The following is a 23,899-nucleotide window of genomic DNA, read 5'->3' on the forward strand; positions in this document are numbered from 1 at the left end:
CAATGCATGCTATTGAAACTAACTTGATCCCAAACCCAAATTGAAATACAAATGAGCGCTGTACTTACAGAGATCACTGATAAAATAGGAATTATTACCCTGAATAGGCCAGAAAAGCGAAATGCCCTTAGTCCAGCGCTGATTGCGGGACTTCATCAAGCTTTCGAAGAAATGAATGCCAACGAGAAGGTGAAAATCATTGTGCTTCGATCTACTGGAAAAGCATTCTGTGCTGGTGCAGATTTGGCCTATTTGCAGCAGCTGCAAGATTTCTCCTATGAAGAAAATCTGGAAGATAGCCGTAGATTGATGGACTTGTTTAATTTGATTTACTGTCTTCCCAAAATCGTGATAGCAGAGGTACAAGGCCATGCCTTGGCTGGAGGTTGTGGTCTGGCGACTGTTTGTGATTTTGCTTTTGCTGTGCCGGATGCGCTTTTCGGATATACTGAAGTGCGCATTGGCTTTGTGCCAGCATTGGTTTCTGTCTTTTTGCAAGAGCAAATTGGTGCTGCCAAAACCCAGGAACTATTACTTTCCGGAGAGTTTATTACTGCCAGCAAAGCTGCAGAACTCGGTTTGATTACAGGAGTGGAGCCAGCAGAGTTTTTGGGGAAATATGTGATGGAATTCGCTACTAAGCTTATTTCTCAAAATTCCGCTTACGCAATGGGCAAAACCAAATCTCTTTTGCGGGAGCTAAACCAAGAAAGCAGAAATAAATCTCTAGAGCTAGCTGCTGAAACTAACGCCAAAGCTCGAGCTCATGAGGACTGCAAGAAAGGTATTGCTGCTTTCTTAACTAAAAATACGCCAGCTTGGTAAATGCTGAATCGGGCTACAGAAATCCTCCATCAAGTATTTGGACATGCTGATTTTCGGCCGGTTCAGAAAGAAATTATCGAGTCAGTTCTGACTGGAAAGGACACCCTTGCGCTTTTGCCAACAGGAGGAGGAAAGTCACTTTGCTATCAGATTCCAGCGCTGACGCAGGATGGAATTTGCCTTGTTGTGAGTCCGCTGATAGCCTTAATGAAAGATCAGGTGGATGGGTTAAAGGCGAAAGGGATTAAGGCAGCAGCGATTTATTCCGGGATGAGTTATCGGGAGATTGACCGTACACTGGACAACTGCATCTATGGAGACTACAAATTCCTATACGTATCTCCCGAACGATTGAAGGCGGAACTCTTTGTGGAGCGTTTTCGGCAAATGAAAATCAATCTGATCGCAGTGGATGAGGCGCATTGTATTTCCCAATGGGGCTATGATTTCCGCCCGCCATATTTGGAGATTGCTCTGATACGACCTTATCACCCGAAAGTCCCGGTTTTGGCACTGACAGCTTCGGCTACTCCGCAGGTTTGTGCGGATATCATAGAGAAGCTGGAGATGAAAAAGCCGGCAGAATTCCATCAAAGTTTTGCCAGGAAAAACCTTAGTTACTCGGTTCGCCTAGTAGAAAACAAACTAGAAAAAGGGCTGGAAATACTCAGCAGAATCGAAGGGACTGCGATCTGGTATGTGAGGAATAGACAAGGAACACATCAAATTGCGAAGGCATTGAGCCAATTAGGGATCTCTGCTTTAGCTTATCATGCTGGCTTGTCCATGCTGGATCGTGCGAAGCGTCAAGAAGCTTGGATGAATAATGAAGTGCGTGTGATGGTCAGTACCAATGCATTTGGGATGGGGATTGACAAGCCAGATGTCCGGGTGGTTATTCATAGCGATTTGCCGGAAAATGTAGAGAATTACTACCAGGAAGCTGGCAGGGCAGGTCGAGATGAAGCGAAAGCATATGGGGTTTTACTTGTCAATAATCAGGATTTCGAGACTATACTCAAACGTGCTGCCTTGGTTTATCCTCCACTGGATTTTGTAAAAAGGGTTTACCAGTGCCTTGCTAATTATTACCGAATTGCTGTTGGTAGCAATATGCTGAGCAGTTATGATTTTGAGTGGAGTGAGTTTGCGAATACCTATGAACTGGGGGTTTTGGAGACTTTTTATGCACTGAAATTATTGGAAGAGGAAGGTTTTATAGGTTTGAGTGAAAGCTATTATTCTCCCTCTAAAATTCATTTCACAGTGGATCCATCCCGCTTGTATGAGATTCAGATTGCTTACGCAAAGCTGGATCCTGTGGTAAAAATCATCATGCGGACCTACGGTGGGAATGTCTTTTCCGAATACATCAAAATTCAGGAAGCTAAACTTGCCAAGTCACTGAATCTTTATGAAAGTGAGGTGATCAAATCACTGAAGCAATTGGAGCAATTGGAGGTGATGGTGTATGATCAGCGCAAGGATAAGCCTCAGATTACCTTTTTGACGCCACGTTATGACGCTGGGAAATTGCCGCTAAATTTCAAACGAATAGAACTTCGAAGAGCATTGACTTTGGAAAAGGCTAAAAGCATGGTTGCGTATGGTCAGCAAAATGAACTTTGTCGGACACAATTCATTCAGGAATACTTTGGTGAAAGCACAGATCATGAATGCGGAGTGTGTGATGTTTGCATCGCAAACCGTAAGGCAAATGACCCGGAAAAGGCTGAGAATAAGCTTAAAAATAAAATTCTGGAAACTTTAAGCAGCACTGGCGAGTTGTCTGAGAAGGAGATCTTTGAACGTATTAGGCTTCCTGCCTCTCAAAAAAATCTTCGTGTATTGCGCATTTTGCAGGATCAGGGATATATTACACAAGCGAGGTCTGGCAACTATGTAATTTCAACTCATGAGTAATTTTCTTGACGATTTATTCAACAAAGTATTTAAGTCTTCGGAAAGGACTCCTATGACGCACAAGGAAAATATTGTGCACAAGGAGTTGGAGATCGAAGATGCGAGAAAATGGATGGACTCTAATGAAGGTAAAGAGTTGATAGCCAGGATTGCCAAGTCGTATCATTTCAAAACTATCCAGATTGAAGAGCGCCCGCAGATTCATATTTTGGATTCTAAGTACGCTAGAGGTTTTGCCATAACTTATGATGATCCATTAGATGAGCAAACATTTTCCTTGCTTTTCTTGGCTTTTGCGCAGCGTGTTCTAGCTTTGGGATATAGGCAAGTGAGTTTGGATAGGAAAATGGAAGAAATAAACGAGCAGGTGAAAATCACTGATAAGTATTATTTCAAACCTCCGCTCAAAGCACTTGGCAAGAATGAGTTGAGTTCTCAGTTATTTGGCAATATTGCTATAGAGAAAATCACCGTAAATAACCAGCCCAATTACCTCAAGGTGCTAGCGACGTTTTATTCGGATAGGCTATACCAGGATCCAGAACCTTTCGATCAATTTCTTGATCACATATTTGAAGCAACAAATGATGGATAGAATTACATTAAAAGAGCAACTAGGCAGATATCGGACACCATATGAGGAAGAGGCGAGTTTTATTCAATGTTTTTTGGATTTGACGGAAGATCCGCTTGCTTATGAAAGAGCCCGCTTGGAAGGCCATTTCACAGCTTCTGCTTGGATAGTGAACCGCAAGCGTACGCATACTTTGCTTACACTTCACCGCAAACTCGGCAGATGGCTTCAGCTAGGTGGGCATGCGGATGGAAATGAGGATTTATTGGAAGTAGCCATGAAGGAAGCTGAGGAGGAAAGTGGATTGAAGAGTCTGGAGTTTGTGGACAAAACGATTTTTGACTTGGACAAGCATATTATTCCAGAGCGTCCACATGTACCTGAGCATTTTCACTACGATGTGCGCTATATTTTGGAAGCGGACTTATATGAGCCATTGATTAAAAGCGATGAGAGTATTTCTTTGGCTTGGGTAGCATTTGACTCAGTTCAGGATGTGATCGGTTACAATCCTTCTATTCTACGAATGCTTGAGAAAACCAGTAAATCAGAAATTCTTCTTTGATGATTAAGTTTGACCCTGCGCAGTTAGAGCGCGAGATCACATTTTCCTTACCTATTCAGATTAGATTCTCAGACATTGACGGCTACATGCATGTCAATAATGGGGTGTATTTCAATTACTTCGAACATGCCAGAGCGGTTTTCTTGGAGCAGGTTTGTCAATGGGATATTATGAAAATAGGCTGTGTGGTCGGCCGAATTGAAATGGATTATTTCCGGCCAATTCATGTAGATGATACTCTCAAAGCCTTGGTGAAATGCAGTAGAATTGGAAATTCCTCCTTCGATTTAGAGCAATATTTGGTGGGAGAAACGAAGACTGGAGAGCATTATACATTTGCAAAAAGTAAATGCATACTGGTCTCTGTAGATATGAAATCGATGAAGCCCATGCCGCTTCCAGAAAACTATAGGGCAAAACTTCAGTCCAATTCCTGATTTCAAAGACGCAATCCTTATCTTTGCGCAAAATTTAAGCTGTGAAAAAACTTTGGATAATTACCTTGCTATTGGCAGGATTGATGGGCTGTAGCCCAAGTGAAGAGGAATTGGTACAAGAGGGAATCCTTCAAATGGATGCTCAAAATTGGAGTGGAGCAATTACGCTTTTTGACCGAGCGCTTGAGATCAATCCAGAAAATGCACTAGCTCTGAATGCAAAAGGAGCAGCACTTTTTCAGGAAGAAAAATTTGAAGAAGCAGTTCCTGTTTTTACAGCTTCAATTCAGGCGGATTCCGCTAACTATAAGGCATGGTTCAACCGTGGAAATGCCAATTTGAAACTGGAGAACTTTAAAAATGCAGTGTCTGATTACAACATGGCTACTTTGCTTGATCCATCTCAAACAGATATTTACTACAACCGTGGACTGGCTTTGTTAGGCTTGGAGGAATACGAAGATGCACTACTCGATTTTGACCAAGCACTTAAAGTAGAGCCAAACCAAGCGCTTGTTCACTTCAATCGTGGAAAAGCACTTTTAGGAAATAATGATCCCGCCAATGCAATGAAAGCCTTAACTGATGCCATCAATTTAGATGGTAAGAATGGCGCCGCTTATTATTTACTTGGCGTGACAAGAATGTCCGCTTTGGGAGAATCTGAAAAAGAAGAAGGTTGTGCAGATCTAAAGATGGCACTTCAACTTGGATACACTGAAGCTAAAACTTGGATAGACGATTTCTGCGAATAAGATGGCAGTGATTGGGCAGAACATATCGCAAGCAAAAAGAGTCCTTGATGCAGGTGAGTTGGTTGCTATTCCTACCGAGACCGTTTATGGTTTGGCAGGAAATGCGCTGAATCCTGTAGCGGTAGCATCGATTTTTGAGACGAAAAACCGCCCAAGTTTTGACCCCTTGATTGTTCATATTCCTTCTCTTGACGTAGCAGAGAACTATGTAATTGACATTCCTGATCCGCTCCGAAAACTTGCCGAGCAATTCTGGCCAGGTCCTTTGACTTTGCTTCTTTCCAGGAAAAACACTATTCCTGACATAGTTACTTCAGGTTTGGAACGAGTTGCAATTCGTGTTCCTGATCATTCCTTGACTTTAGAATTACTCTCTCAGTTAGATTTCCCTCTAGCAGCGCCGAGTGCAAACCCATTTGGATACATTAGTCCTACTTCCCCACAGCACGTGGATGCTCAGTTGGGAGAAAGGATTTCTTATATTTTGGATGGAGGAAAATGCAGGGTAGGCTTGGAGAGTACTATAGTAGGAATGGAAGAAAACGAAATTGTGGTTTATCGGCTTGGGGGGTTAGAAATTTCGGAAATTGAACGTATTGTGGGGGAAGTGACTGTGAAAAGTCATAGCTCCTCCAATCCTCAGTCTCCTGGTCTTTTAGAGAGCCACTACGCACCTACGAAGCCTTTTATATTAGGTAACCTGGAAGAATTGATTGCTGAGCGCAAAAGGCAGGGAATTGACTTTGCGGTACTTTCTCTAGCTCAATCCTTTCCTGCTATTCCAACTGGAAACCAAATTGCTCTAAGTACCAAAGGAGATTTGAAAGAGGCGGCTACGAATCTCTTTGCTGCGATGCGAACGTTGGACGCGTCTAATGCTTCCGTGATTTTGGCAGAATTGATGCCTGAGGAAGGTTTGGGAAAAGCCATAAATGACCGCCTGAAGCGGGCTGCAACGAAAGGATAAAATTTCTTTCCGATACTTCTTCGCAAATTGATCACAGGCGAAAGTCGATTTTTGCCGTAATCTTTGATAAATTCACACCTGATTTTTATTTATTTAATTAATCAAAAGCTATTAACCTTACTATGAACTCTAGAATCAAAAATGTAGATAATCTAAGTTTTGAAGGCAAGAAAGCACTCGTTAGAGTGGATTTCAACGTGCCTTTGGACGACATGTTGAGTGTAACTGACGACACTCGTATTCAGGCTGCACTACCTACGATCAATAAAATATTGAATGATGGCGGATCTGTGATATTGATGTCCCATCTAGGCAGACCTAAATCTGGTCCTGAAGATAAATTTTCTCTTAAGAACATTGTTTTAGCGCTAGAAAAAGCACTTGATAAACCCGTGAAATTTTCTCCTGACTGCATTGGAAGAGAAGCCGAAATGATTGCTGAAGGCCTAAAACCAGGCGAAGTTTTGCTTTTGGAAAACCTTAGATTTCACAAGGAAGAAGAAAAGGGCGATAAGGACTTTGCAGAAAAGCTTTCTAAACTTGGAGATGTATATGTGAATGATGCCTTTGGCACAGCACACAGAGCGCATGCTTCTACGGCTGTGATTGCACAGTTTTTCAACGATAAGGTTTGTGGATACCTGATGCTTTCCGAGTTGAAAAACGCTGATAAAGTTCTTGGTAATGCTGAGAGACCGTACACGGCAATTATGGGCGGTGCGAAAATCGCTGATAAGATTTTGATCATCGAGCAATTACTGAACAAAGTAGATACACTGATTATTGGTGGAGGAATGTCTTATACCTTTGCCAAAGCGCAAGGTGGGACTATCGGTGATTCACTTTTGGAAGCTGACAAACTTGATTTCGTATTGGAATTGATGGAGACAGCAAAAGCGAAAGGAGTGAATTTGATTCTTCCAGTTGATACGGTTATTTCCAAGGCTTTTGCAAACGATGCAGAACAAGGATTAGCGAATAAAGGCGAGATTCCTGACGGCTGGATGGGATTGGATATTGGTCCAAAAACGGCTGAGCTTTTTGCAGCAGAAATCATGAAATCCAAGACTGTACTTTGGAATGGCCCAATGGGGGTTTTCGAAATGTCTTCTTTTGATAAAGGGACAAAGGCCATCGCTGAAGCAGTTGTAGCTGCTACTAAAGCTGGTGCTTTCTCTCTTATCGGTGGCGGAGACTCCGCTGCTGCAGTCAATAAATTTGGCTATGCAGATGATGTTTCTTTCGTCTCTACAGGCGGAGGCGCATTGCTAGAGCACATGGAAGGCAAAGTGCTTCCAGGAGTTGCGGCTTTGGAGCCGTGATACTAAATAAGCCATAAAGCGAAAGGCCGTCAGAATCAAATTCTGACGGCCTTTTTTACTTTAAATCAATAAGTGAATTATTTCCAAACTACTTCAACCAACACAGGAAAGTGATCCGATGGATACTTTTTGCCATAGTTATCAGTCAGTATTCCATGTCTTATTACTTTGAGATCACCTTTCACAAAAACATGATCGATGATTCCATCAGGCATTTTCCCCCAGTCAAAACTGGTAAATGATCCAGCTGGGCCATAGCTAGGGATTTCGGAAATTAACCTGGCATCCTGCCAATCAGGGTTGGAAGTGATGGTAGAATAGGCCGCATTGTCAGGTCGGACGTTGAAATCACCCATCAAAATTGCGGGCGCATTTTCCTTGTTTATCAGAGATACCTGAGCCATTACCAGTTTGCTGCTTTCTTCACGTGCCTGCTGACCGATATGATCGTAATGAATATTAAAAACGTAGAAAATTTTTCCTCTCATATCCTTGAATTTGCCCCAAGTGCAGATTCTATTTAACGCTGCATCCCAACCTTTACTTGGCTTCTCAGGAGTTGGCGAAAGCCAAAAAGTGCCTTGATCCAAAATCTCAAACTTCTCAGGATTATAGAGAATAGCCGCATATTCACCTTTTTCTGTTCCGTCATCCCGGCCGACACCAATGTAGGAATAACCGAGTTCTCTGGTCAGATCCAAGAGTTGGGTATTTAATGCTTCTTGCACTCCAACCAATTCAATTTGATGAAATTGGATCAGGCTTGCTACATGTGGAAGGCGATCTGCCCAGAGATTTCCAACATCATTTGGGTTTGCATACCTTATATTGAACGTAGCAAAATTGTGGGTTTGGGCATCGGAAATCGAACTCATTCCCATTAGTGGTATCACCAGGAATAGGCTGGTTTTTAGTAAACTTTTCAGGGTTCTTGTCATGATTTTAGAACTTATTCGTTCGAAATGGTTTATGTATTTAAAATTGAATCATAATTTCATCAAATGAAACCTAGTCTGCCTGATAGAAAGGCAAGCTTTAAGCTACTGATAAGAAAATAAATTTCAATATCCGAAACTGCAAATCCGGCTACAGTTAAGCATATGACAAATAAGAAAATAATTGTAAACACATGAAAACCTTTTATCCCAAAGACCTAAGTACCCAAGAATTTTATGGCTTGATGCAAGGCGCTGTGGCGCCAAGACCAATTGCATTTGTCAGCACTATCGATAAGGCTGGAAATGTAAACCTAAGCCCCTTTAGTTTCTTTAATTTGGTAAGTTCTCAGCCACCAATTCTAATTTTTTCTCCCTTGAGGCGAATGAGGAATAACACTACTAAACATACGCTTGAAAATATTTTGGAAGTTCCTGAAGTAGTGATTCACATCGTACATTTTGGGATGGTGGAGCAAATGTCCTTGGCTAGTACTGAGTATGAAAAGGGAGTGAATGAATTTGAAAAAGCGGGGTTTACGCAAGTGGTATCAAATGAAGTGAAACCGCCTCGGATAAAAGAAGCCCATGTGTCCTTTGAGTGCAAGGTGAATGAAGTGAAGTCACTTGGAGAAAGTGGAGGTGCTGGAAGTATTGTGATCTGTGAGGTGCTGGCGGCTCATGTAAATGAAGCCATTTTTGATGAGGCAGGTGTGATAGATCCTAATAAACTAGATGCTGTAGCACGATTAGGTGGGAATTGGTATAGCCGTGCCAGTGGTGCTTCCCTCTTTCAGATCCCTAAGCCGCTAAGGAACCTAGGAATTGGAATTGACCAAATGCCAGCAGAGGTAAGAAATAGCGCAATCCTGAGTGGGAATAATTTGGGAAGATTAGGGAATGTAGAAGCATTACCTAGCGAAGTAGAGGTTGCGGAATTTGGGAAAAGTGCAGAGATTCAAGATATGCGAGTCCGCTTTAAAAATGATCCAGATTCTTTGATAGATCACTTACATCTTTTAGCGAAAGAAGCACTGGATGAAGATGAAGTAGATCGGGCCTGGTTGATTTTGTTGCAAAAGACATAAAAAAAGCGGCCTAGGCCGCTTTTTTTATTTTATAATGAATTCCTGTGGCATTCTTACTTGAATGCCTTCATAGGATTTTAGTTTTTCAACTTGCTTGTAAATAGCGTAGTTAGATCCCAACTTACTCTGAAGGATTTTGATTTGAACATTGTTCCCTAGGTCCTCCATGATAGTTTCAAACCATGGTTTTTTAGTAGGGTAATATACAACACGATAATCATCTCCTGCACCAATTCTCGCCGCTGCAAGTTCAATTGTAGTATTCAGTCCTCCTAGTACATCTACTAATCCACGTTCTTTAGCCTGATTTCCCGTCCAGACTCTTCCTGAAGCTACTTCTTTTACAGCTTCTGGGGACATCCCTCTACCTTCGGATACCCTTTTGACGAAAGTATCATACCCATCTTCTATAGTGTTTTGGATGATGTTTCTCTCCACTTCAGTCATTGGTCTGGTAGGATTCATGAAATCTGAAAGCTCACCTGTTTTTACAACATCTGTAGTAATTCCTAAATGCTCATTTAGCAGCTCTTGGGCATTGAACATCATGCCGAAAATGCCAATAGAACCTGTAATAGTATTTGGCTGTGCCACGATGGTATCAGCTGGTGCAGAGATATAATAACCGCCAGAAGCGGCTACTTCACCCATGGACACGTAAACAGGCTTGGCCTTTTTAGCCTCTGCCATCTCTCTCCAAATCACTTCTGAAGCAACGACCGATCCTCCAGGAGAATTCACCCGAAGTACGATTGCTTTGATATTATCATCTTTGCGTGCTTTTCTAATCTCTTTGGCGAACTTTTCTGAGCTGATGACACCATCGGCATTTCCTCCTACTATCTCGCCTTCGGCTATGATCACAGCGATTCTATTAGAAGATGTAAGGTTTTTAGACTTAGCTAATTTACTCAAGTCAGTAGCGTTGATCGTTTTGATGTCATCGTCTTCGTCGATACCAAGCTTTTCCTTCATTTTAGAAAGTACTTGGTCCATGTAAAGTAACTCTGTCACCAATCCATAAGAAACGGCGTCTTCAGGCTTGCGAACCAACATCATATTATTGATTTTTTTCAAGCTATCGAAGGGTATACCCCTAGACTCAGATACTCCTTGAAGTGCAAATTGATTCATATCATCAAGAAACGACTGAGTTTGAAGCCTGGATTCAGGACTGCTTTTCTCAAGGATAAAAGGTTCTACAGCTGATTTGAATTCGCCTACCCGGAATATTTCTGGTTGTACCCCTATTTTCTCAAAAAGTCCTTTAAAGAAGATTCCTTCAGAAGAAAAGCCATTAAAGTCCATTCCCCCTATAGGGTTCAAGTATGTCTCATCAGCTACAGAAGCAATGTAATACCCACCTTCTGAATAAGCTTCATCGTAGGCAACAATGAACTTGCCGGAAGTTTTAAAGTCTACTAAGGCTTCACGAAGCTCATGCAGATTTGCCTGTCCAGCTATTACTAGGCCAGTGTTAAGGTAGATCCCTTTTATGTTTTCATTGGTTTTGGCTTCACCAATGGCTTTTTTAAGGTTGATTAGTCCTGCGCTGAACTCCTGGCCAAATGGATTTCCTAACATGGAAAGGTCCAAGTCATCCTCTGACGTTCTCTCTACAATAGATCTACCATTAAGATCCAAGTGCAAAACTGTGTTTTCACTTACTGATACTTCTTTATCTGAACTTGAAGACACGGCAATGCCTATCAAGCCAAACATTAGAAGCACACCGAGTATACTGAAAACAAAAAGACCGACGATTACAGCCAGTACATTTCCTAAGAATTTCATAAGCTAAATTATTTGAAGGCCCAAAATAACCTAATTTGGGCCATGTTTACAAAAGCAATTACTGGAGAAGAATGTTCAAAAAAGCAGTTTTAATTTTAGGAGGAAATAAAGGAGATAGAAATGCACTTCTGACGTCGGCTGTAAAGGCTGTTTCGGAATTAGGTGAAGTGACAGCGAAGTCGAAAGTTTACGAAACAGAAGCTTGGGGGGGAGTGGCTAAAGGCCCTTTTTTGAATCAAATTGTTGAAATTGAAACGACATATTCACCTTTTGAAATCTTAAATTTTATTCAGAAAATCGAGATAGTTCTTGGAAGGAAAAGGGACGAACACTGGGGAGATCGGACGATGGATATTGATATTATTTATTTTGGCGGTCAAGTGATCGAAGCAGTGGAATTGGAAATTCCACATCCATATTTGTCCGAACGGAAGTTTGTACTCATCCCATTAGCTGAGATTTTACCTGATTTTATTCATCCTATTACGGGGAAAAGTAGTCTGCAGATGCTAAAGGAATGTAGAGATAAAAGTGAAGTGAAAGAGTTCTAAAGTTTAGAGTTCAAAGTAGCCGAGGCACTTTGCATGGGCAATAAATAATTGCTCATAAGCAGATAGTCTGGGGTATAATATTCAGAATCAATCTTCTAGGAATTCCAAAATATCTCCAGGCTGACAATCTAGAGCCTGGCAAATGGCTTCCAAGGTACTAAAGCGGATAGCCTTCGCCTTGCCTGTTTTTAGAATTGAGAGGTTGGATAAGGTTAATCCTACTTTATCCGAAAGTTCATTTAATGACATTTTCCGCTTTGCCATCATGACGTCGAGGTTTACAATAATCGGCATAGTCTAGACAGTGAGTTCGTTTTCGGATTGTATTTCAATCCCTTTTTTTACCACTTGGACGGCAATGAAAAATAGTACAGACATGAAAATCCACACATCTCCCCCCTCCAAATGAAGCTTTTTCATATCAATAGCTGGAATGCCCTGGGTAGTAAGCCAATGGTAGAAATTTGCTCCGCAATTTGAAAATAGGCCGATGGCAAATGCCAGATAGGTGAAATTCAACATGAATTTTTTCAGCTCAGAGGTGAAAGGCTGTGAAAATGAAAGGGTCTTATTGGAAAAAAGCTTAATAATTTGATGAAAAAGGAGAATTTTCAGTACTGCAACAATACTCATTACAAGCGTAAGAATTAGAAAATGTCCAGAGTCAAAATTATAAATAGCAGTGAAGTCCACTTTCTCCCAGAAATTTTTGGCTCCCTCAGGATTGATAAATAAGGTTATAAATGTGTTGACGATGATAGCGCCAGCTTCCACCATCAAAGCGATGTAAAAAATCCATGCCATGACGTGCAAGATTTTCAAAGTCTTATTCGCATTAAGTTTGGTTTCCATATTTATTTACGTTTGATTCGGTAAATAACAGTAAAAAATTATTGATAAACAATAAATAATTAGCGATCAAAGGAAATTTATTTTTCAATCCGTTGATAGTTTTACCGCCAAAGGCGATGTACACTAAAGTCATAAAAAAAGGTTCAAGCCTGTGAAAGCTTGAACCTTTGGTGTATATACTTTTAATCTACGACCACTTATCCTATGGAATCGATGTGTTTGCAGTTAAAGACCTGAAACTTCAGCTTCAGGATGGATCTTTTTTACAAGGCCTTGAAGTACTTTTCCCGGACCGCATTCCACAAACTCGGTAGCGCCATCTGCAACCATGTTTTGGACAGATTGTGTCCATTTTACAGGAGCAGTGAGTTGTGCTATTAGATTGGCTTTAATTTCTGATATTTCAGTAACTGCCGTGGTGCTCACATTTTGGTAAACAGGGCAGCTAGGCGTATGGAAAGTGGTTGCTTCTATAGCTGTCTGCAATTTTTCACGAGCTGGCTCCATCAAGGGAGAATGGAATGCTCCCCCTACAGGTAGTGGTAATGCACGCTTAGCTCCAGCTTCTTTCATCTTTTCGCATGCGATTTCGATGCCTTTATTCGAACCGGAAATCACTAATTGACCAGGACAGTTATAGTTTGCTGCTACGACTACTTCTTCGGAAATGCTCGCACAGATTTCTTCTACTTTTTCATCGGCTAGACCCAAAATAGCAGCCATGGTCGATGGGTTGATTTCACAAGCTTCCTGCATGGCAAGGGCTCTTTGGTAAACCAATTTCAGCCCGTCTTCAAAAGCAAGTGTGCCATTGGCTACTAATGCTGAAAGTTCGCCCAAAGAATGACCTGCTACCATGTCAGGTGCAAAATCAGGAGTTGTTTTGGCTAAAATTACAGAATGAAGAAATACAGCAGGTTGAGTTACGTTAGTTTGCTTGAGTTCCTCTGCAGTCCCGTCGAACATAATGTCTGTAATGCGGAAACCCAAGATCTCATTTGCTCTTTCAAATAATTCTTTTGCTTCGGTACTTTCTTCATAAAGTGCTTTTCCCATTCCTGGGAATTGGGCGCCTTGGCCCGGAAAAACAAATGCCTTCATTAATTGGTGTTTTTTGTTCGGGGCAAATATAAGTCTTTTCCCAAATGTCGGTTTGCTAGTAAAGCCCGATATTACAACCCAGCAAAACCGGTTTGCTCAAGATTTTCTTGGGACAGGAATTTAGCTTTTTCCTCAGGACTAGCCAGTCTACAGGTGTTTTTCTTGCCAAACCACCGATACCGGTTTGCTCCAATCCAATCGTAGATAGGGTCCCGAAGAAATTTGGGTATTAAAATAAGAGCATACAAAGCCGGCCAGAGTCCAGAGAGGTTTCTTGCGATTTTAAGCGCAGCAGTACTTTTGTAATAGATTTCCCCCTTTTCTAAAAGCACAATTGAGTCTAAATAATCTTCTCGAACCTCAAATTTGGAAAGTATTTGCCTACTCAAATCCTCCTGCAGTGCTCCTACCAAGAAGTGATCTTTATTATCGCGTTGGATTACAAAATCAATGGAAGTATTACATAAGTTGCATACTCCATCAAAGAAGATGATGGATTTGGCTGACATTATCGAAGAAGTTGAATCGTTCCTTTTAGAGTCTGCTCTTTTTTCGCAGGATCGAGAACGTCAAAAACTACATTGCCTGAATAATAATAGGTTCCAGCCGGCAACTCATTTCCATTTTTATCTGTGCCATCCCATCTGATATAAATATCATTTTCATTGCTTTCCAAGCTATTATAGGAGAAAACTTCTACGCCCCAGCGATTGACTATCAAAATATCAACTCCTAAAACAAACCGTGGGCATTGCGTAAATGGATTGTCAAAAGCCATGAATGTTTCATTAAATCCATCTCCATTTGGAGTAAAGGCATTTGGTAGATTATAGCTTGGGCAGTTGTCTACGCAGACTATATTGCTAGGCTCAGATTCATTTCCTGATCGATCTACAGCAGTGATGTAATAACATCCTCTATAGTTCGGTAGATTGGAAATAGTAGTTTCTAGGTCTAAAGAAGATAATTCCGCCACTAATTCAAATTGACCAGATTCTCCGTCAGGCGTAAAGTAAAGTTTATACCCGCTCAGCTCATCATCACAATCTCCTGTGAAATCAGGTGCCCAGCTTAAATCATGCTTATAGGTAGCATTATTGCAAGGGACTTCTGCGAGGTATTCAGTGCATTCAGGTCCTTCGAAAGTTAATACCGGTGGACATGGAAGGCGATTATCATCAGGCTTAGCACATGCTATTTGAGATTTGTTTTCAAGAGGATATACTAGTCCGGCTACATTATACGATCCTTTAGTAATAACGTAATAGCAGTATTCCAATTCTTTCTGAAGCGGAATTCCGTTGAAGCTACCATCATCTAAATAGCTGAAACCGTCAGATGTCACATCCACATCAGCTATTTTTACAAAAGTAGCATCATCCGCAGCCGCTGCATCTGTTCGATTTCTATATACCTCATGTCTGTACTCGCTTACAGCATTGTTCCAAGGGACAGTGAATTCCCAATTAACTTCAATTGCCTCATTGATTATGGTCAAATCCGTCCAAACGGATGAAGCTTTAGAAGAGGTGTCGATTTTTGTGTTTCTATCCAGAAGAACTACCTCGTAATTGTAAACCAGGTTTTGGGTATTTAATCCTGTATCGGTGAATAGCGTATCCGATGTAATTCCCAAAGAGACTTGTCCTGCATCTCCTGTGAATCCTGTGCTTCGCAAAAGCTCGTAACTATATGGCCCCGGGAATTGTACTTTGTCTATGTCATACGGAGGGGTCCATTTTACAAATATCTCGCCAGCAGTAGGGTCAGTTTCTTCTACACTGACATTTGTGATGATAGGTACATCCACATCGATTGTGACGCAAATCTCATCTGAGACTATGCTTTCGCCCAGCCTAGGTTCTGGGTAGGCTGCTACTAATCTATAGCAATAGGTGTTTCCAGGTGCCAAACCTTCTCCGCCGTTGGTATCAAGGAAGTCTAGCGTTTGCATCGTGGTAGTGCCTATTAGTTCATAACCCGCTCTTATTCCAGTTTCACAGCTATCTGGCAGATAAGGGTCAGAGTTTATCCTTCTCCAAATCTGCATCTCGTTGGATGAGTTGGCACAGGCGTAAGGGTCCCAGTTCAACTCTACTTCTCTACCAGGCATTTGTTCTATTTCATCAAAAACTGGAGGCGGACCGACCACTTTGATACGCCACGTTTTAATGTCTACTAAGGCTGGACCAGAACTTGGATCGTCCGTGATTCTTACACGGACTTCATATTCCCTTGCTCGCACATGATTACAGACAGTTTGCCAGTCGAAATTAACTACTCCGGGAGTAGGCTGGAATTCACTCTCTGGGGAGTAAATCGCTGGAGAGGTGGTTATTTCTATAGGCTCCCCAAAGACTTCAATTTTGATTGGATCTCCATCAGGATCTTGGCCTTGAATAATTTCTTCTATTTTCGTCCCGGCTACCACGCACAGGTCGGGAGGTAAAATCAACTCAGGTCTTCTATTATTTGAGTTTTCGATGATGATCTGCATATCCCGTACTACACTTCCGATAAGCTCAAATTTTCCGTTGAGCTTTCTATATTCGTTAATCCTAAATGCCACATTAAATTGTCCCGCGGTACCAGGAGCGTCCCAAATCAAATCTCCCGTTATTGGATCTAATCTTAAAAATGCTGGGGTAGTGCCATCTTCTTGATTGAAGCTGAACTCTGGAGAAGCTGGGCTTCTGTAGTTGTTAACTGGACGCTGAAATGCTTGCTTTGGAATATCCATTACATAAGCCAAACTATCTCCATCTGGATCGTAAGCACCTGGATTGTGGATGTATCTCACATTCACTGCTCCATTATCCACTGGAGGAATTGTCAAAACAGGAGAATTATTTACCCCAATAAAGGGATCAATGGTGATGGTAGTTTCCACATAAAAAGGCGTATCCACCGAGTTATCCATATTTAATGTTTTGTCATTTCGGTTGAATTCCTGAAATCGAATGGTATAAGTTCCGGGACCTTGGAAGGTATGTGTTATTATAAATTCATTTTTTTCAATTTGATTCCCTAATGGCGTTACAATAGATATATCACTTTCCGTGTTTAATTCAGTGACTCTCCCATCTCCAAAATCAATTTCTCCAGGCCCAAAGATCACATTAGATCGAGTATCGGTGTATCCAACTACTGTGATTTTATAAGTCAAATTTTGAACAGACACCCGCTCAGCAATGATTTCTCCAGCTCTAATGTGTGTTGCCCAAGCTTCAGAAATTCCCGCAATTAGGAAGAGTAAAAAAAGTCCAAGGGTGATTTTCAGCTTCATAATGGTCAAGTTCATTTTTAAGGAGAAATAGAATGTACGAATTTATCCTGTTCTAAGGTTTTAACTTACTTTCTGTTCCTATACGAATTAAATAGAAGTAAGTAGAAAATCCCCGCAAAATCAAACATTAAATCTCTACATATAGTTATACATCCAGCAAATTCTTCAAAGGTTGAAGTCTATTTAGAACTGATTAAAATAAGAGAAGTGTTTTTGAATAGATTGTTTGCTAGTTGTTCCAAATGTAAATTTGGCACAATTAATCAAAGATTTCGTTTTAATCTAATCGCAAAAATTGTATGAGCTGGGTTACAAAAACCTTGAGTAGCACAATAGGCAGGAAACTGATCATGGCGCTGACCGGACTTTTCCTGATCCTGTTTTTGACAGGTCACGTTTCGGGTAATTTACTGTTATTCAAGGGTGATGGGGGTGAGGCATTTAATATTTATGCCAAATTCATGACGACGAATCCCGCAGTAAAACTTCTTTCTTACTTGACCTATATTTCCATTATTGGTCATGTTATATTTTCTATATGGCTGTCCAAGAGAAATAAATCTGCACGTCCGATTGGCTATGGCGTATCCACTCCGCCATCTACTACAGTTTCTTCCCGCAACATGGGCATCTTGGGTACGATCATTCTGATCTTTATCGTGGTTCACATGCAAAGCTTTTGGGCTCAGATGCACTGGGGAGATCTTCCGGTGGTTACCTATGACGGAGAGCAATACAAAGATCTTTTCAGTATTGTGACCTTTGCATTTCAAAACGAGCTAATGGTAATCGGATACGTAGTAGCGATGGTTTTCTTGGCCTTCCACCTTTCTCATGGCTTTGCCAGTGCATTTCAGACCCTAGGTTTGAACCATGCGAAATATTCCCCAGCCATCTCGGTGATCGGAAAAATCTATTGCATCCTGGTGCCAATTCTTTTTGCCAGCATGCCAGTTTATATCTATTTCACACAGAGCTAATCTATAGTCCCCTATGATACTAGATTCAAAATCCCCAATCGGACCTTTAGCCGAAAAGTGGACTAAACATAAGTTTAACAGTAAGCTGGTAAACCCAGCAAACAAAAGAAAATACGAAGTAATCGTAGTAGGTACCGGTCTTGCTGGAGCCTCAGCGGCTGCTTCTCTGGCAGAACTTGGCTATAAAGTGAAAGCATTTTGCTTCCAGGATAGCCCGCGTCGTGCGCACTCTATCGCAGCACAAGGCGGGATCAATGCTGCCAAAAATTATCAAAATGACGGTGACTCGGTATTCAGACTATTTTACGATACCATCAAAGGTGGAGATTATCGTTCCCGTGAATCCAATGTGTACCGTCTTGCAGAAGTTTCTGTAAATATCATTGACCAGTGTGTGGCGCAGGGAGTTCCTTTCGCCAGAGAATATGGTGGATTGCTAGCCAACCGTTCATTTGGTGGAGCGCAGGTGTCCAGGACTTTCTATGCTAGGGGCCAAACGGGACAGCAGTTGCTTTTAGGCGCATATTCTGCATTGAGCCGTCAGGTAGCTAATGGTAAAGTGAAACTTTATCCTCGTACCGAAATGATGGACGTCGTGACTATCGATGGACATGCTAGAGGTATAGTGACCAGAAATCTGATTACTGGTAAAATCGAAACTCACGCAGCTCATGCGGTCTTGCTATGTACTGGTGGCTACGGAAACGTATTTTTCCTATCTACCAATGCGATGGGATCGAATGTAACGGCGGCTTGGAGAGCTCACAAAAAAGGAGCTTACTTCGCCAATCCTTGCTACACGCAGATTCACCCGACTTGTATCCCGGTATCAGGAGACCATCAGTCCAAGCTGACCTTGATGTCTGAATCACTGAGAAATGACGGTCGAGTGTGGGTACCAAAGACTGTAGAGCTGGCGCAAAAGCTTCGCAAAGGAGAAATCAAACCTAGAGATATCAAGGAGGAGGATAGGGATTACTACTTGGAGAGAAAGTATCCTTCATTTGGTAACTTGGTTCCTCGTGATGTAGCTTCCAGAAATGCGAAAGACGTCTGTGACGAAGGTCGCGGCGTAAATGAGACGGGTCAAGCAGTTTTCCTTGATTTCCGAGATGCTATCAATCGTGACAGCGAGGATGCGATCCGAGCGAGATACGGCAACTTGTTTGATATGTATCAGCAGATCACCGGTGAGAATCCTTACCAGACTCCAATGAAAATATATCCAGCGGTTCACTATACTATGGGTGGACTTTGGGTTGATTATAACCTATCTACTACCGTTCCTGGGCTTTACTCCCTAGGAGAGGCAAACTTCTCAGATCACGGAGCAAACAGACTGGGAGCTTCCGCTTTGATGCAAGGTCTGGCAGATGGATACTTTGTAGTGCCTTATACTATCGGAGATTATTTGGCTCAAATTGGACCAGCACCTGTGGATACCAATCATCCTGAATTTGCGAAAGCAGAAAAAGGCGTGAAAGATGCCATCCAAAAGCTATTGTCTATCAACGGTGCCAAAACTGTTGATCACTTCCATAAAGCTCTAGGACATATCATGTGGGAATACTGCGGTATGGCTAGAAATGCAGAAGGTTTGACTAAGGCTAAAGGGATGATTCAGGAGCTTAGAAAGGAATTCTGGAAAGATGTGAAAGTGTTAGGTGCAAATGAAGAATTGAACCAGACCTTGGAGAAAGCTAGCCGAGTTGCTGATTTCTTAGAGTTGGGAGAATTGATGATTGATGACGCGCTCAATAGAAATGAGTCTTGTGGCGGTCACTTCAGAACAGAATCTCAAACCCCGGAAGGAGAAGCTCTTAGAGATGATGAGAACTATGCTTACGTAGCAGCTTGGGCATTCAAAGGTGAAAATACGCCTGAAGAATTGAATAAAGAACCATTGGTGTTCGAAAACGTGAAGTTGACTCAGAGATCCTACAAATAAATTCAAGACTTTAATTCATAACTATATTAGTATGAAACTGACATTAAAAATATGGAGACAGAAAAACGCCAGCGATAAAGGCGCATTTGTCACCTATCCTATAGATGGAATTTCCACTGACATGTCATTCCTAGAGATGATGGATGTTTTGAATGAGGAACTTGCTGTCAAAGGAGAAGATCCAGTGCACTTTGATCACGATTGCCGTGAAGGTATCTGTGGAATGTGCTCTTTATATATCAATGGTCATCCGCATGGCCCTAAGCAGACGACTACCTGTCAGCTTCACATGCGTTCCTTCTCTGATGGAGATACCATCACAATCGAGCCTTGGAGAGCTGCGGCATTCCCGGTGGTGAAGGATTTGGTGGTCGACCGTGGTTCTTTCGATAGAATCATCCAGGCGGGAGGCTATGTGTCTGTGAACACCGGTGGTGTTCCTGATGCGAATGAGATACCTATTCCAAAGAGAATCGCGGATGAGGCTTTCGATTCTGCTACTTGTATTGGATGTGGAGCCTGCGTGGCAGCCTGTAAGAATGCTTCTGCGATGCTATTCACCTCTGCGAAAATCTCTCAGCTGGCAATGCTTCCTCAAGGTCAGGTGGAACGTATGTCCAGAGCAGAGAAGATGGTGGCTCAAATGGATGCCGAAGGTTTTGGAGCTTGTACCAACACAGGTGCTTGCGAAGCAGAATGTCCTAAAGGAATCAGCCTGACAAATATCGCTCGAATGAACAGAGAGTATTTCTCTGCTTCAGTGAAAAGCGAAAATGTCTAATTGAATTACGAATTCATAAAGAATAAAAAAGCCGGCGATAGTCGGCTTTTTTTGGTTTTGGGGACATTTGGTAATGTTTTCTATTTCGTATATCTGCTGTATAGAAATATATGCGCAACTGCTGCGTTTCTGAAGAAGCTGGTGTAGTTCTTTGGAATGGGAATAAATGAGAGGGTTGTCAGACAGGTTTTTATTTAAATTGAAGCAGAACTAGCTGAACGGACTTGACTTGAGTGCCAAAGAGTAATAATTAGCTTATTTTGGGATAGAAATGACAGGTTAAGCACGAAGGTTTGATTAATCGCGGTGTCATTAGGATATATGAAAAATAAACGAAACTAGTTTCGTATAGCGACTCGTTGTAGCCAATTTAACGAGACAGATAACCATACACGATTATGAGAAATATATTGACAATAGTATTCATTCTACTTTCTATTCATTTATTTGGACAGAAAGATAAAGCCGATAATGTAATTGAAATGAATACGAAGTTTACTTTAGAATTACAAACGGAGGATTCATTAACATATAAATTTAAGATAGTATCTAAAGAGCCATTTTCTACAGAAATTGAATGGTCTAATGCAAGAAATTATTTGGATAGTGTTTCTTTGAAGAACCAAATACAAGGAATATTGACAAGAGGAAAATTTGGTAGCAGGACTAATACCATTTTGTTGATTCAGAACGGACTTGATAAGTCGATTAGTTATAAACTCAAAATTAAAGTTCCTCAAAAAAGAAAACCGATTAAGACCTCTGTTGTTGATTTGCTTCCGAATGTACCTTCAACTGAACTGTGGCCTTATATGATTGAGTATGTCCAATTCTCTGATTTCACCGCAGCACCTGAACCTGAAGAGTTTGTTTTTGAACCTCAAATTGATTCTTCATGCATAAAAAATAAAGATTTCAATATTAAGTATGGTAATGAACTGTTCATTAAGCACTCTAACTTAACAATAAACGGATTAAAGAACGATAACCTATTTGAGTTAAATAAATTGATACAATTTGAAGATTCTTTAAAAACAGAGGATATCTCACTTGGAAATAATTGGGGTTTAGGTGAGAGTATTTATCCGAATAATAATAATTTCACCTTTGGCAATCCTATCAGCTATCGAAGATTGGAATGTCCATATTTTGATGGAACTGTTAATTATTTCTACACGAAAAAGGAAAAGTCGGTGAAGGTAGTTTCGTATGGTTGGAAAGAATTTAAGGAAAGCGACTTCCCAATTTCCACAAACTCAGATTCAGAAGATAAAAACAAAGCTTTTAAGGAGAAGTATGATTTCGTATTAACTGAAATCAGCAAGTTCTTGGGGGAACCGATATCCAATGAGACAGAAGATAGCGGTAGACGAAAAACAAAATGGAAAAGTGATGACAACATAAATGCCTACTTATTCAATTTTAGTAACATAAACGAAATACGATTGTACATTTTCAAGGAATAAAAACTGGCTACAACAGCCGGTAAAGTGCATAGGCTATGTCGTACCACGGGGATAGGAACGCAGGCCGCTTTTTTGTATCTTTCCAAACAAAACTTAATGCGACGCAACGCCTACGACACCTTACCGGCAGAACGTTATGGGGCATAATAAGAAATGACAGACCGAGACTTTAAAATAGAATTTGAAACTTTAGTAAAGGAAGTAGTTGCGCCTATTTTCCAAAGACTTGGCTTTAAAAAAAACGGAAATAATTTCTACAGAGAAATAAACGAAATCGGACAAGCCTTTAATGTTCAGCAAAGCCAATGGAACTCTAAAGACGACAAGACTTTTGTCTTTAATCTTGGACTAATTGACAAAGAAACCTATTCTGAAATTTACAATAAAGAACTTCCAAAGTTTCCAAAAGAATATGACTGCGAAATCAGGCTACGACTTGGACACTTAATGAACAAAGGCGACAAATGGTATGACTTGAATAAGCGTACTGACTTATTAAAACTCAAAGAACAAATTAATCATGACCTTGAAACTTTTGCAGTTCCTTTTTATGAAAAGTATTCGGACCCCAAGAAATGGCTAGAATTCTTTGAATGGAAGTATGAACCTCTTACAAGTCCCATAGGCAAGTTTTTGATTTTAGAACGATATGGACAACGTGACAAAGCGGAAATATTTTGGAATAAATTATATAATGAAGCATTGACACCAAAGCCAAGTGTAAGCGAGATTCACACAAAGAATGGAGAAATTATTAGAACCGAATCTGAGCCGACAGTAAATAAAGAATGGGTTGGTAGACTTGAGGACTTTGCAAAAAGAAAAAACGTAGAGCTGAAAATTACGCCCCATAACAGCACCTTGCCAAAAGCGGGGCGGACGTGGTTACAGAAACTTTTCGGCAATTAATAAACATTAGTGGTAGCTTGACAGATGGTGCTCCGAAAGCCCCGCCTTCGGCAAGCTGCAAAACGTTGTGCAACATTTAAAAGAACCGAAATTATCCTTGAAAACGACAGAGACGAAATATGAAAATAATTGGCGAGAGAAGTCTTTAGAAAATTTAGAAAAGGACTATTGGGGCAAACCAGATTATGAAAGCCATTTAGTCAAGACTTGTCACCAACTCAGGAAAAAGCCACTCAAGGATTTCGAAATAGAGGACCTTAGAATAATGATTGGTCAAAATATTGGACTTAAGTTTTTGATACCTCTTTCTCTCGAGAAATTGAGACAGGACATACTGGCTGAAGGTGATTATTATGAAGGAGACTTATTAAAAGCTGTGTTGACCAGCGAAATAGAGTTTTGGAATCTTGAACCTAAGCTAACTAAAGAACTTGAAGCTATAATCTCGGACAACGAAGAATTACTCAATGAACGAGAACCTGACTTACTAAAATCCTACAAACAATGGAAAAAGAACTAATTGGGAAATGGGTCTTTAAGGATGGTAAAGTTGTCGCTGATTCAAATTGTGAATTGATCGAATCAATGATTAACAAAGACTTGACAGAAATTGAAATTAGTGAAGATGGATGGACAAAACGCTATCAGCATTTAAATGGCAGTGTTTGGGAATTAACTTATCCTGAAAGTCATTTACATGGCGGTGGACCTCCAAAACTGACCAGAATAAAAAAATAAAAACGTGTGCCAACAACTAGGTTTTCGTTGCGTGCGTAGCACGAACAATGAAACCGCTGTTGCACGGAACCGGAGAAGTTCTTATGGGCATTGAGTCAGGAT

At 41.0% G+C, this 23,899-nt stretch carries 24 protein-coding genes; 17 read left to right on the forward strand and 7 right to left on the reverse strand.

Annotated features, from left to right (window positions below):
- Nucleotides 1–51: 51 nt before the first annotated feature.
- The 8 genes from QOL76_RS20540 to QOL76_RS20575 all read left to right on the forward strand — a co-directional run bounded on the left by QOL76_RS20540 (nt 52) and on the right by QOL76_RS20575 (nt 7,368).
- Complete coding sequence (locus QOL76_RS20540; protein ID WP_283414839.1) at nt 52–825, forward strand: enoyl-CoA hydratase/isomerase family protein; 774 nt, start codon at nt 52–54, stop codon at nt 823–825.
- Nucleotides 826–2,748, forward strand: a complete 1,923-nt coding sequence (locus QOL76_RS20545; RefSeq protein ID WP_283414840.1) for a RecQ family ATP-dependent DNA helicase — start codon at nt 826–828, stop codon at nt 2,746–2,748.
- On the forward strand, nt 2,741–3,343 hold the full coding sequence (locus QOL76_RS20550) for a hypothetical protein (protein ID WP_283414841.1): 603 nt from the start codon (nt 2,741–2,743) through the stop codon (nt 3,341–3,343). Before QOL76_RS20545 ends, QOL76_RS20550 begins: the two co-directional genes overlap by 8 nt.
- Nucleotides 3,336–3,887 carry an NUDIX hydrolase gene (locus tag QOL76_RS20555; RefSeq protein ID WP_283414861.1) on the forward strand — a complete coding sequence of 184 codons (552 nt, stop codon included), beginning with the start codon at nt 3,336–3,338 and terminating at the stop codon, nt 3,885–3,887. The genes QOL76_RS20550 and QOL76_RS20555 overlap by 8 nt, the downstream gene beginning before the upstream one ends.
- Entirely contained in the window at nt 3,887–4,324 is a 438-nt protein-coding gene (locus QOL76_RS20560) for an acyl-CoA thioesterase (RefSeq protein ID WP_283414842.1), read from the forward strand. The genes QOL76_RS20555 and QOL76_RS20560 overlap by 1 nt, the downstream gene beginning before the upstream one ends.
- A gap of 41 nt (nt 4,325–4,365) precedes the next feature.
- Entirely contained in the window at nt 4,366–5,079 is a 714-nt protein-coding gene (locus QOL76_RS20565) for a tetratricopeptide repeat protein (protein WP_377919266.1), read from the forward strand.
- 1 nt (nt 5,080) lies between these two features.
- Nucleotides 5,081–6,046: an L-threonylcarbamoyladenylate synthase gene (locus QOL76_RS20570; RefSeq protein WP_283414843.1), complete on the forward strand. Its 966-nt coding sequence runs from the start codon at nt 5,081–5,083 to the stop codon at nt 6,044–6,046.
- A gap of 122 nt (nt 6,047–6,168) precedes the next feature.
- A complete protein-coding gene (locus QOL76_RS20575) occupies nt 6,169–7,368 on the forward strand; it encodes a phosphoglycerate kinase (RefSeq protein ID WP_283414844.1) in 1,200 nt (399 codons plus the stop codon).
- A 77-nt stretch (nt 7,369–7,445) separates the two neighbouring features.
- Here QOL76_RS20575 and QOL76_RS20580 read toward each other — a convergent pair whose 3' ends face one another.
- Nucleotides 7,446–8,306, reverse strand: coding sequence for an endonuclease/exonuclease/phosphatase family protein (locus QOL76_RS20580; RefSeq protein WP_283414845.1), 861 nt, complete (start codon nt 8,304–8,306; stop codon nt 7,446–7,448).
- Nucleotides 8,307–8,497: 191 nt separating this feature from the next.
- On the opposite strand from QOL76_RS20580, the gene QOL76_RS20585 reads away from it, so the two are divergent.
- Nucleotides 8,498–9,391: a flavin reductase family protein gene (locus QOL76_RS20585; RefSeq protein WP_283414846.1), complete on the forward strand. Its 894-nt coding sequence runs from the start codon at nt 8,498–8,500 to the stop codon at nt 9,389–9,391.
- Nucleotides 9,392–9,415: 24 nt separating this feature from the next.
- On the opposite strand, the gene sppA is transcribed toward QOL76_RS20585, so the two are convergent.
- Complete coding sequence (gene sppA, locus QOL76_RS20590) at nt 9,416–11,185, reverse strand: signal peptide peptidase SppA (protein WP_283414847.1); 1,770 nt, start codon at nt 11,183–11,185, stop codon at nt 9,416–9,418.
- Between the two features lie 71 nt (nt 11,186–11,256).
- On the opposite strand from sppA, the gene folK reads away from it, so the two are divergent.
- Entirely contained in the window at nt 11,257–11,736 is a 480-nt protein-coding gene (folK, locus tag QOL76_RS20595) for a 2-amino-4-hydroxy-6-hydroxymethyldihydropteridine diphosphokinase (RefSeq protein WP_283414848.1), read from the forward strand.
- A gap of 87 nt (nt 11,737–11,823) precedes the next feature.
- Here the strand turns inward: folK and QOL76_RS20600 are convergent, their stop codons facing one another.
- From QOL76_RS20600 to QOL76_RS20620, 5 genes are all read right to left on the reverse strand, one after another.
- Nucleotides 11,824–12,030: a helix-turn-helix domain-containing protein gene (locus QOL76_RS20600; RefSeq protein ID WP_283414849.1), complete on the reverse strand. Its 207-nt coding sequence runs from the start codon at nt 12,028–12,030 to the stop codon at nt 11,824–11,826.
- A gap of 3 nt (nt 12,031–12,033) precedes the next feature.
- On the reverse strand, nt 12,034–12,588 hold the full coding sequence (locus QOL76_RS20605; RefSeq protein WP_283414850.1) for a DUF2975 domain-containing protein: 555 nt from the start codon (nt 12,586–12,588) through the stop codon (nt 12,034–12,036).
- Between the two features lie 225 nt (nt 12,589–12,813).
- On the reverse strand, nt 12,814–13,689 hold the full coding sequence (gene fabD, locus QOL76_RS20610) for an ACP S-malonyltransferase (RefSeq protein ID WP_283414851.1): 876 nt from the start codon (nt 13,687–13,689) through the stop codon (nt 12,814–12,816).
- 71 nt (nt 13,690–13,760) lie between these two features.
- The gene (locus QOL76_RS20615) at nt 13,761–14,198 is read right to left on the reverse strand and encodes a thiol-disulfide oxidoreductase DCC family protein (protein ID WP_283414852.1); all 438 of its coding nucleotides are present in this window, start codon (nt 14,196–14,198) and stop codon (nt 13,761–13,763) included.
- Nucleotides 14,198–16,975 (reverse strand): T9SS type B sorting domain-containing protein, encoded by a 2,778-nt coding sequence (locus QOL76_RS20620; protein ID WP_283414853.1) that lies wholly within the window; start codon nt 16,973–16,975, stop codon nt 14,198–14,200. The genes QOL76_RS20615 and QOL76_RS20620 overlap by 1 nt, the downstream gene beginning before the upstream one ends.
- 299 nt (nt 16,976–17,274) lie before the next feature.
- On the opposite strand from QOL76_RS20620, the gene QOL76_RS20625 reads away from it, so the two are divergent.
- The 7 genes from QOL76_RS20625 to QOL76_RS20655 all read left to right on the forward strand — a co-directional run bounded on the left by QOL76_RS20625 (nt 17,275) and on the right by QOL76_RS20655 (nt 23,797).
- A complete protein-coding gene (locus QOL76_RS20625; RefSeq protein ID WP_283414854.1) occupies nt 17,275–17,955 on the forward strand; it encodes a succinate dehydrogenase cytochrome b subunit in 681 nt (226 codons plus the stop codon).
- A 13-nt stretch (nt 17,956–17,968) separates the two neighbouring features.
- Complete coding sequence (locus QOL76_RS20630; RefSeq protein WP_283414855.1) at nt 17,969–19,903, forward strand: fumarate reductase/succinate dehydrogenase flavoprotein subunit; 1,935 nt, start codon at nt 17,969–17,971, stop codon at nt 19,901–19,903.
- 31 nt (nt 19,904–19,934) lie between these two features.
- The gene (locus tag QOL76_RS20635; protein ID WP_283414856.1) at nt 19,935–20,684 is read left to right on the forward strand and encodes a succinate dehydrogenase/fumarate reductase iron-sulfur subunit; all 750 of its coding nucleotides are present in this window, start codon (nt 19,935–19,937) and stop codon (nt 20,682–20,684) included.
- A gap of 398 nt (nt 20,685–21,082) precedes the next feature.
- Complete coding sequence (locus QOL76_RS20640) at nt 21,083–22,150, forward strand: hypothetical protein (protein WP_283414857.1); 1,068 nt, start codon at nt 21,083–21,085, stop codon at nt 22,148–22,150.
- 153 nt (nt 22,151–22,303) lie between these two features.
- The gene (locus QOL76_RS20645; protein ID WP_283414858.1) at nt 22,304–23,059 is read left to right on the forward strand and encodes a DUF4304 domain-containing protein; all 756 of its coding nucleotides are present in this window, start codon (nt 22,304–22,306) and stop codon (nt 23,057–23,059) included.
- Between the two features lie 97 nt (nt 23,060–23,156).
- Nucleotides 23,157–23,579, forward strand: coding sequence for a contact-dependent growth inhibition system immunity protein (locus QOL76_RS20650; protein ID WP_283414859.1), 423 nt, complete (start codon nt 23,157–23,159; stop codon nt 23,577–23,579).
- Entirely contained in the window at nt 23,564–23,797 is a 234-nt protein-coding gene (locus tag QOL76_RS20655) for an Imm27 family immunity protein (RefSeq protein ID WP_149395154.1), read from the forward strand. The genes QOL76_RS20650 and QOL76_RS20655 overlap by 16 nt, the downstream gene beginning before the upstream one ends.
- Nucleotides 23,798–23,899 lie beyond the last annotated feature (102 nt).

This window comes from Algoriphagus winogradskyi, assembly GCF_900182815.1.
GTDB classification, from domain to species: Bacteria; Bacteroidota; Bacteroidia; order Cytophagales; family Cyclobacteriaceae; genus Algoriphagus; species Algoriphagus winogradskyi.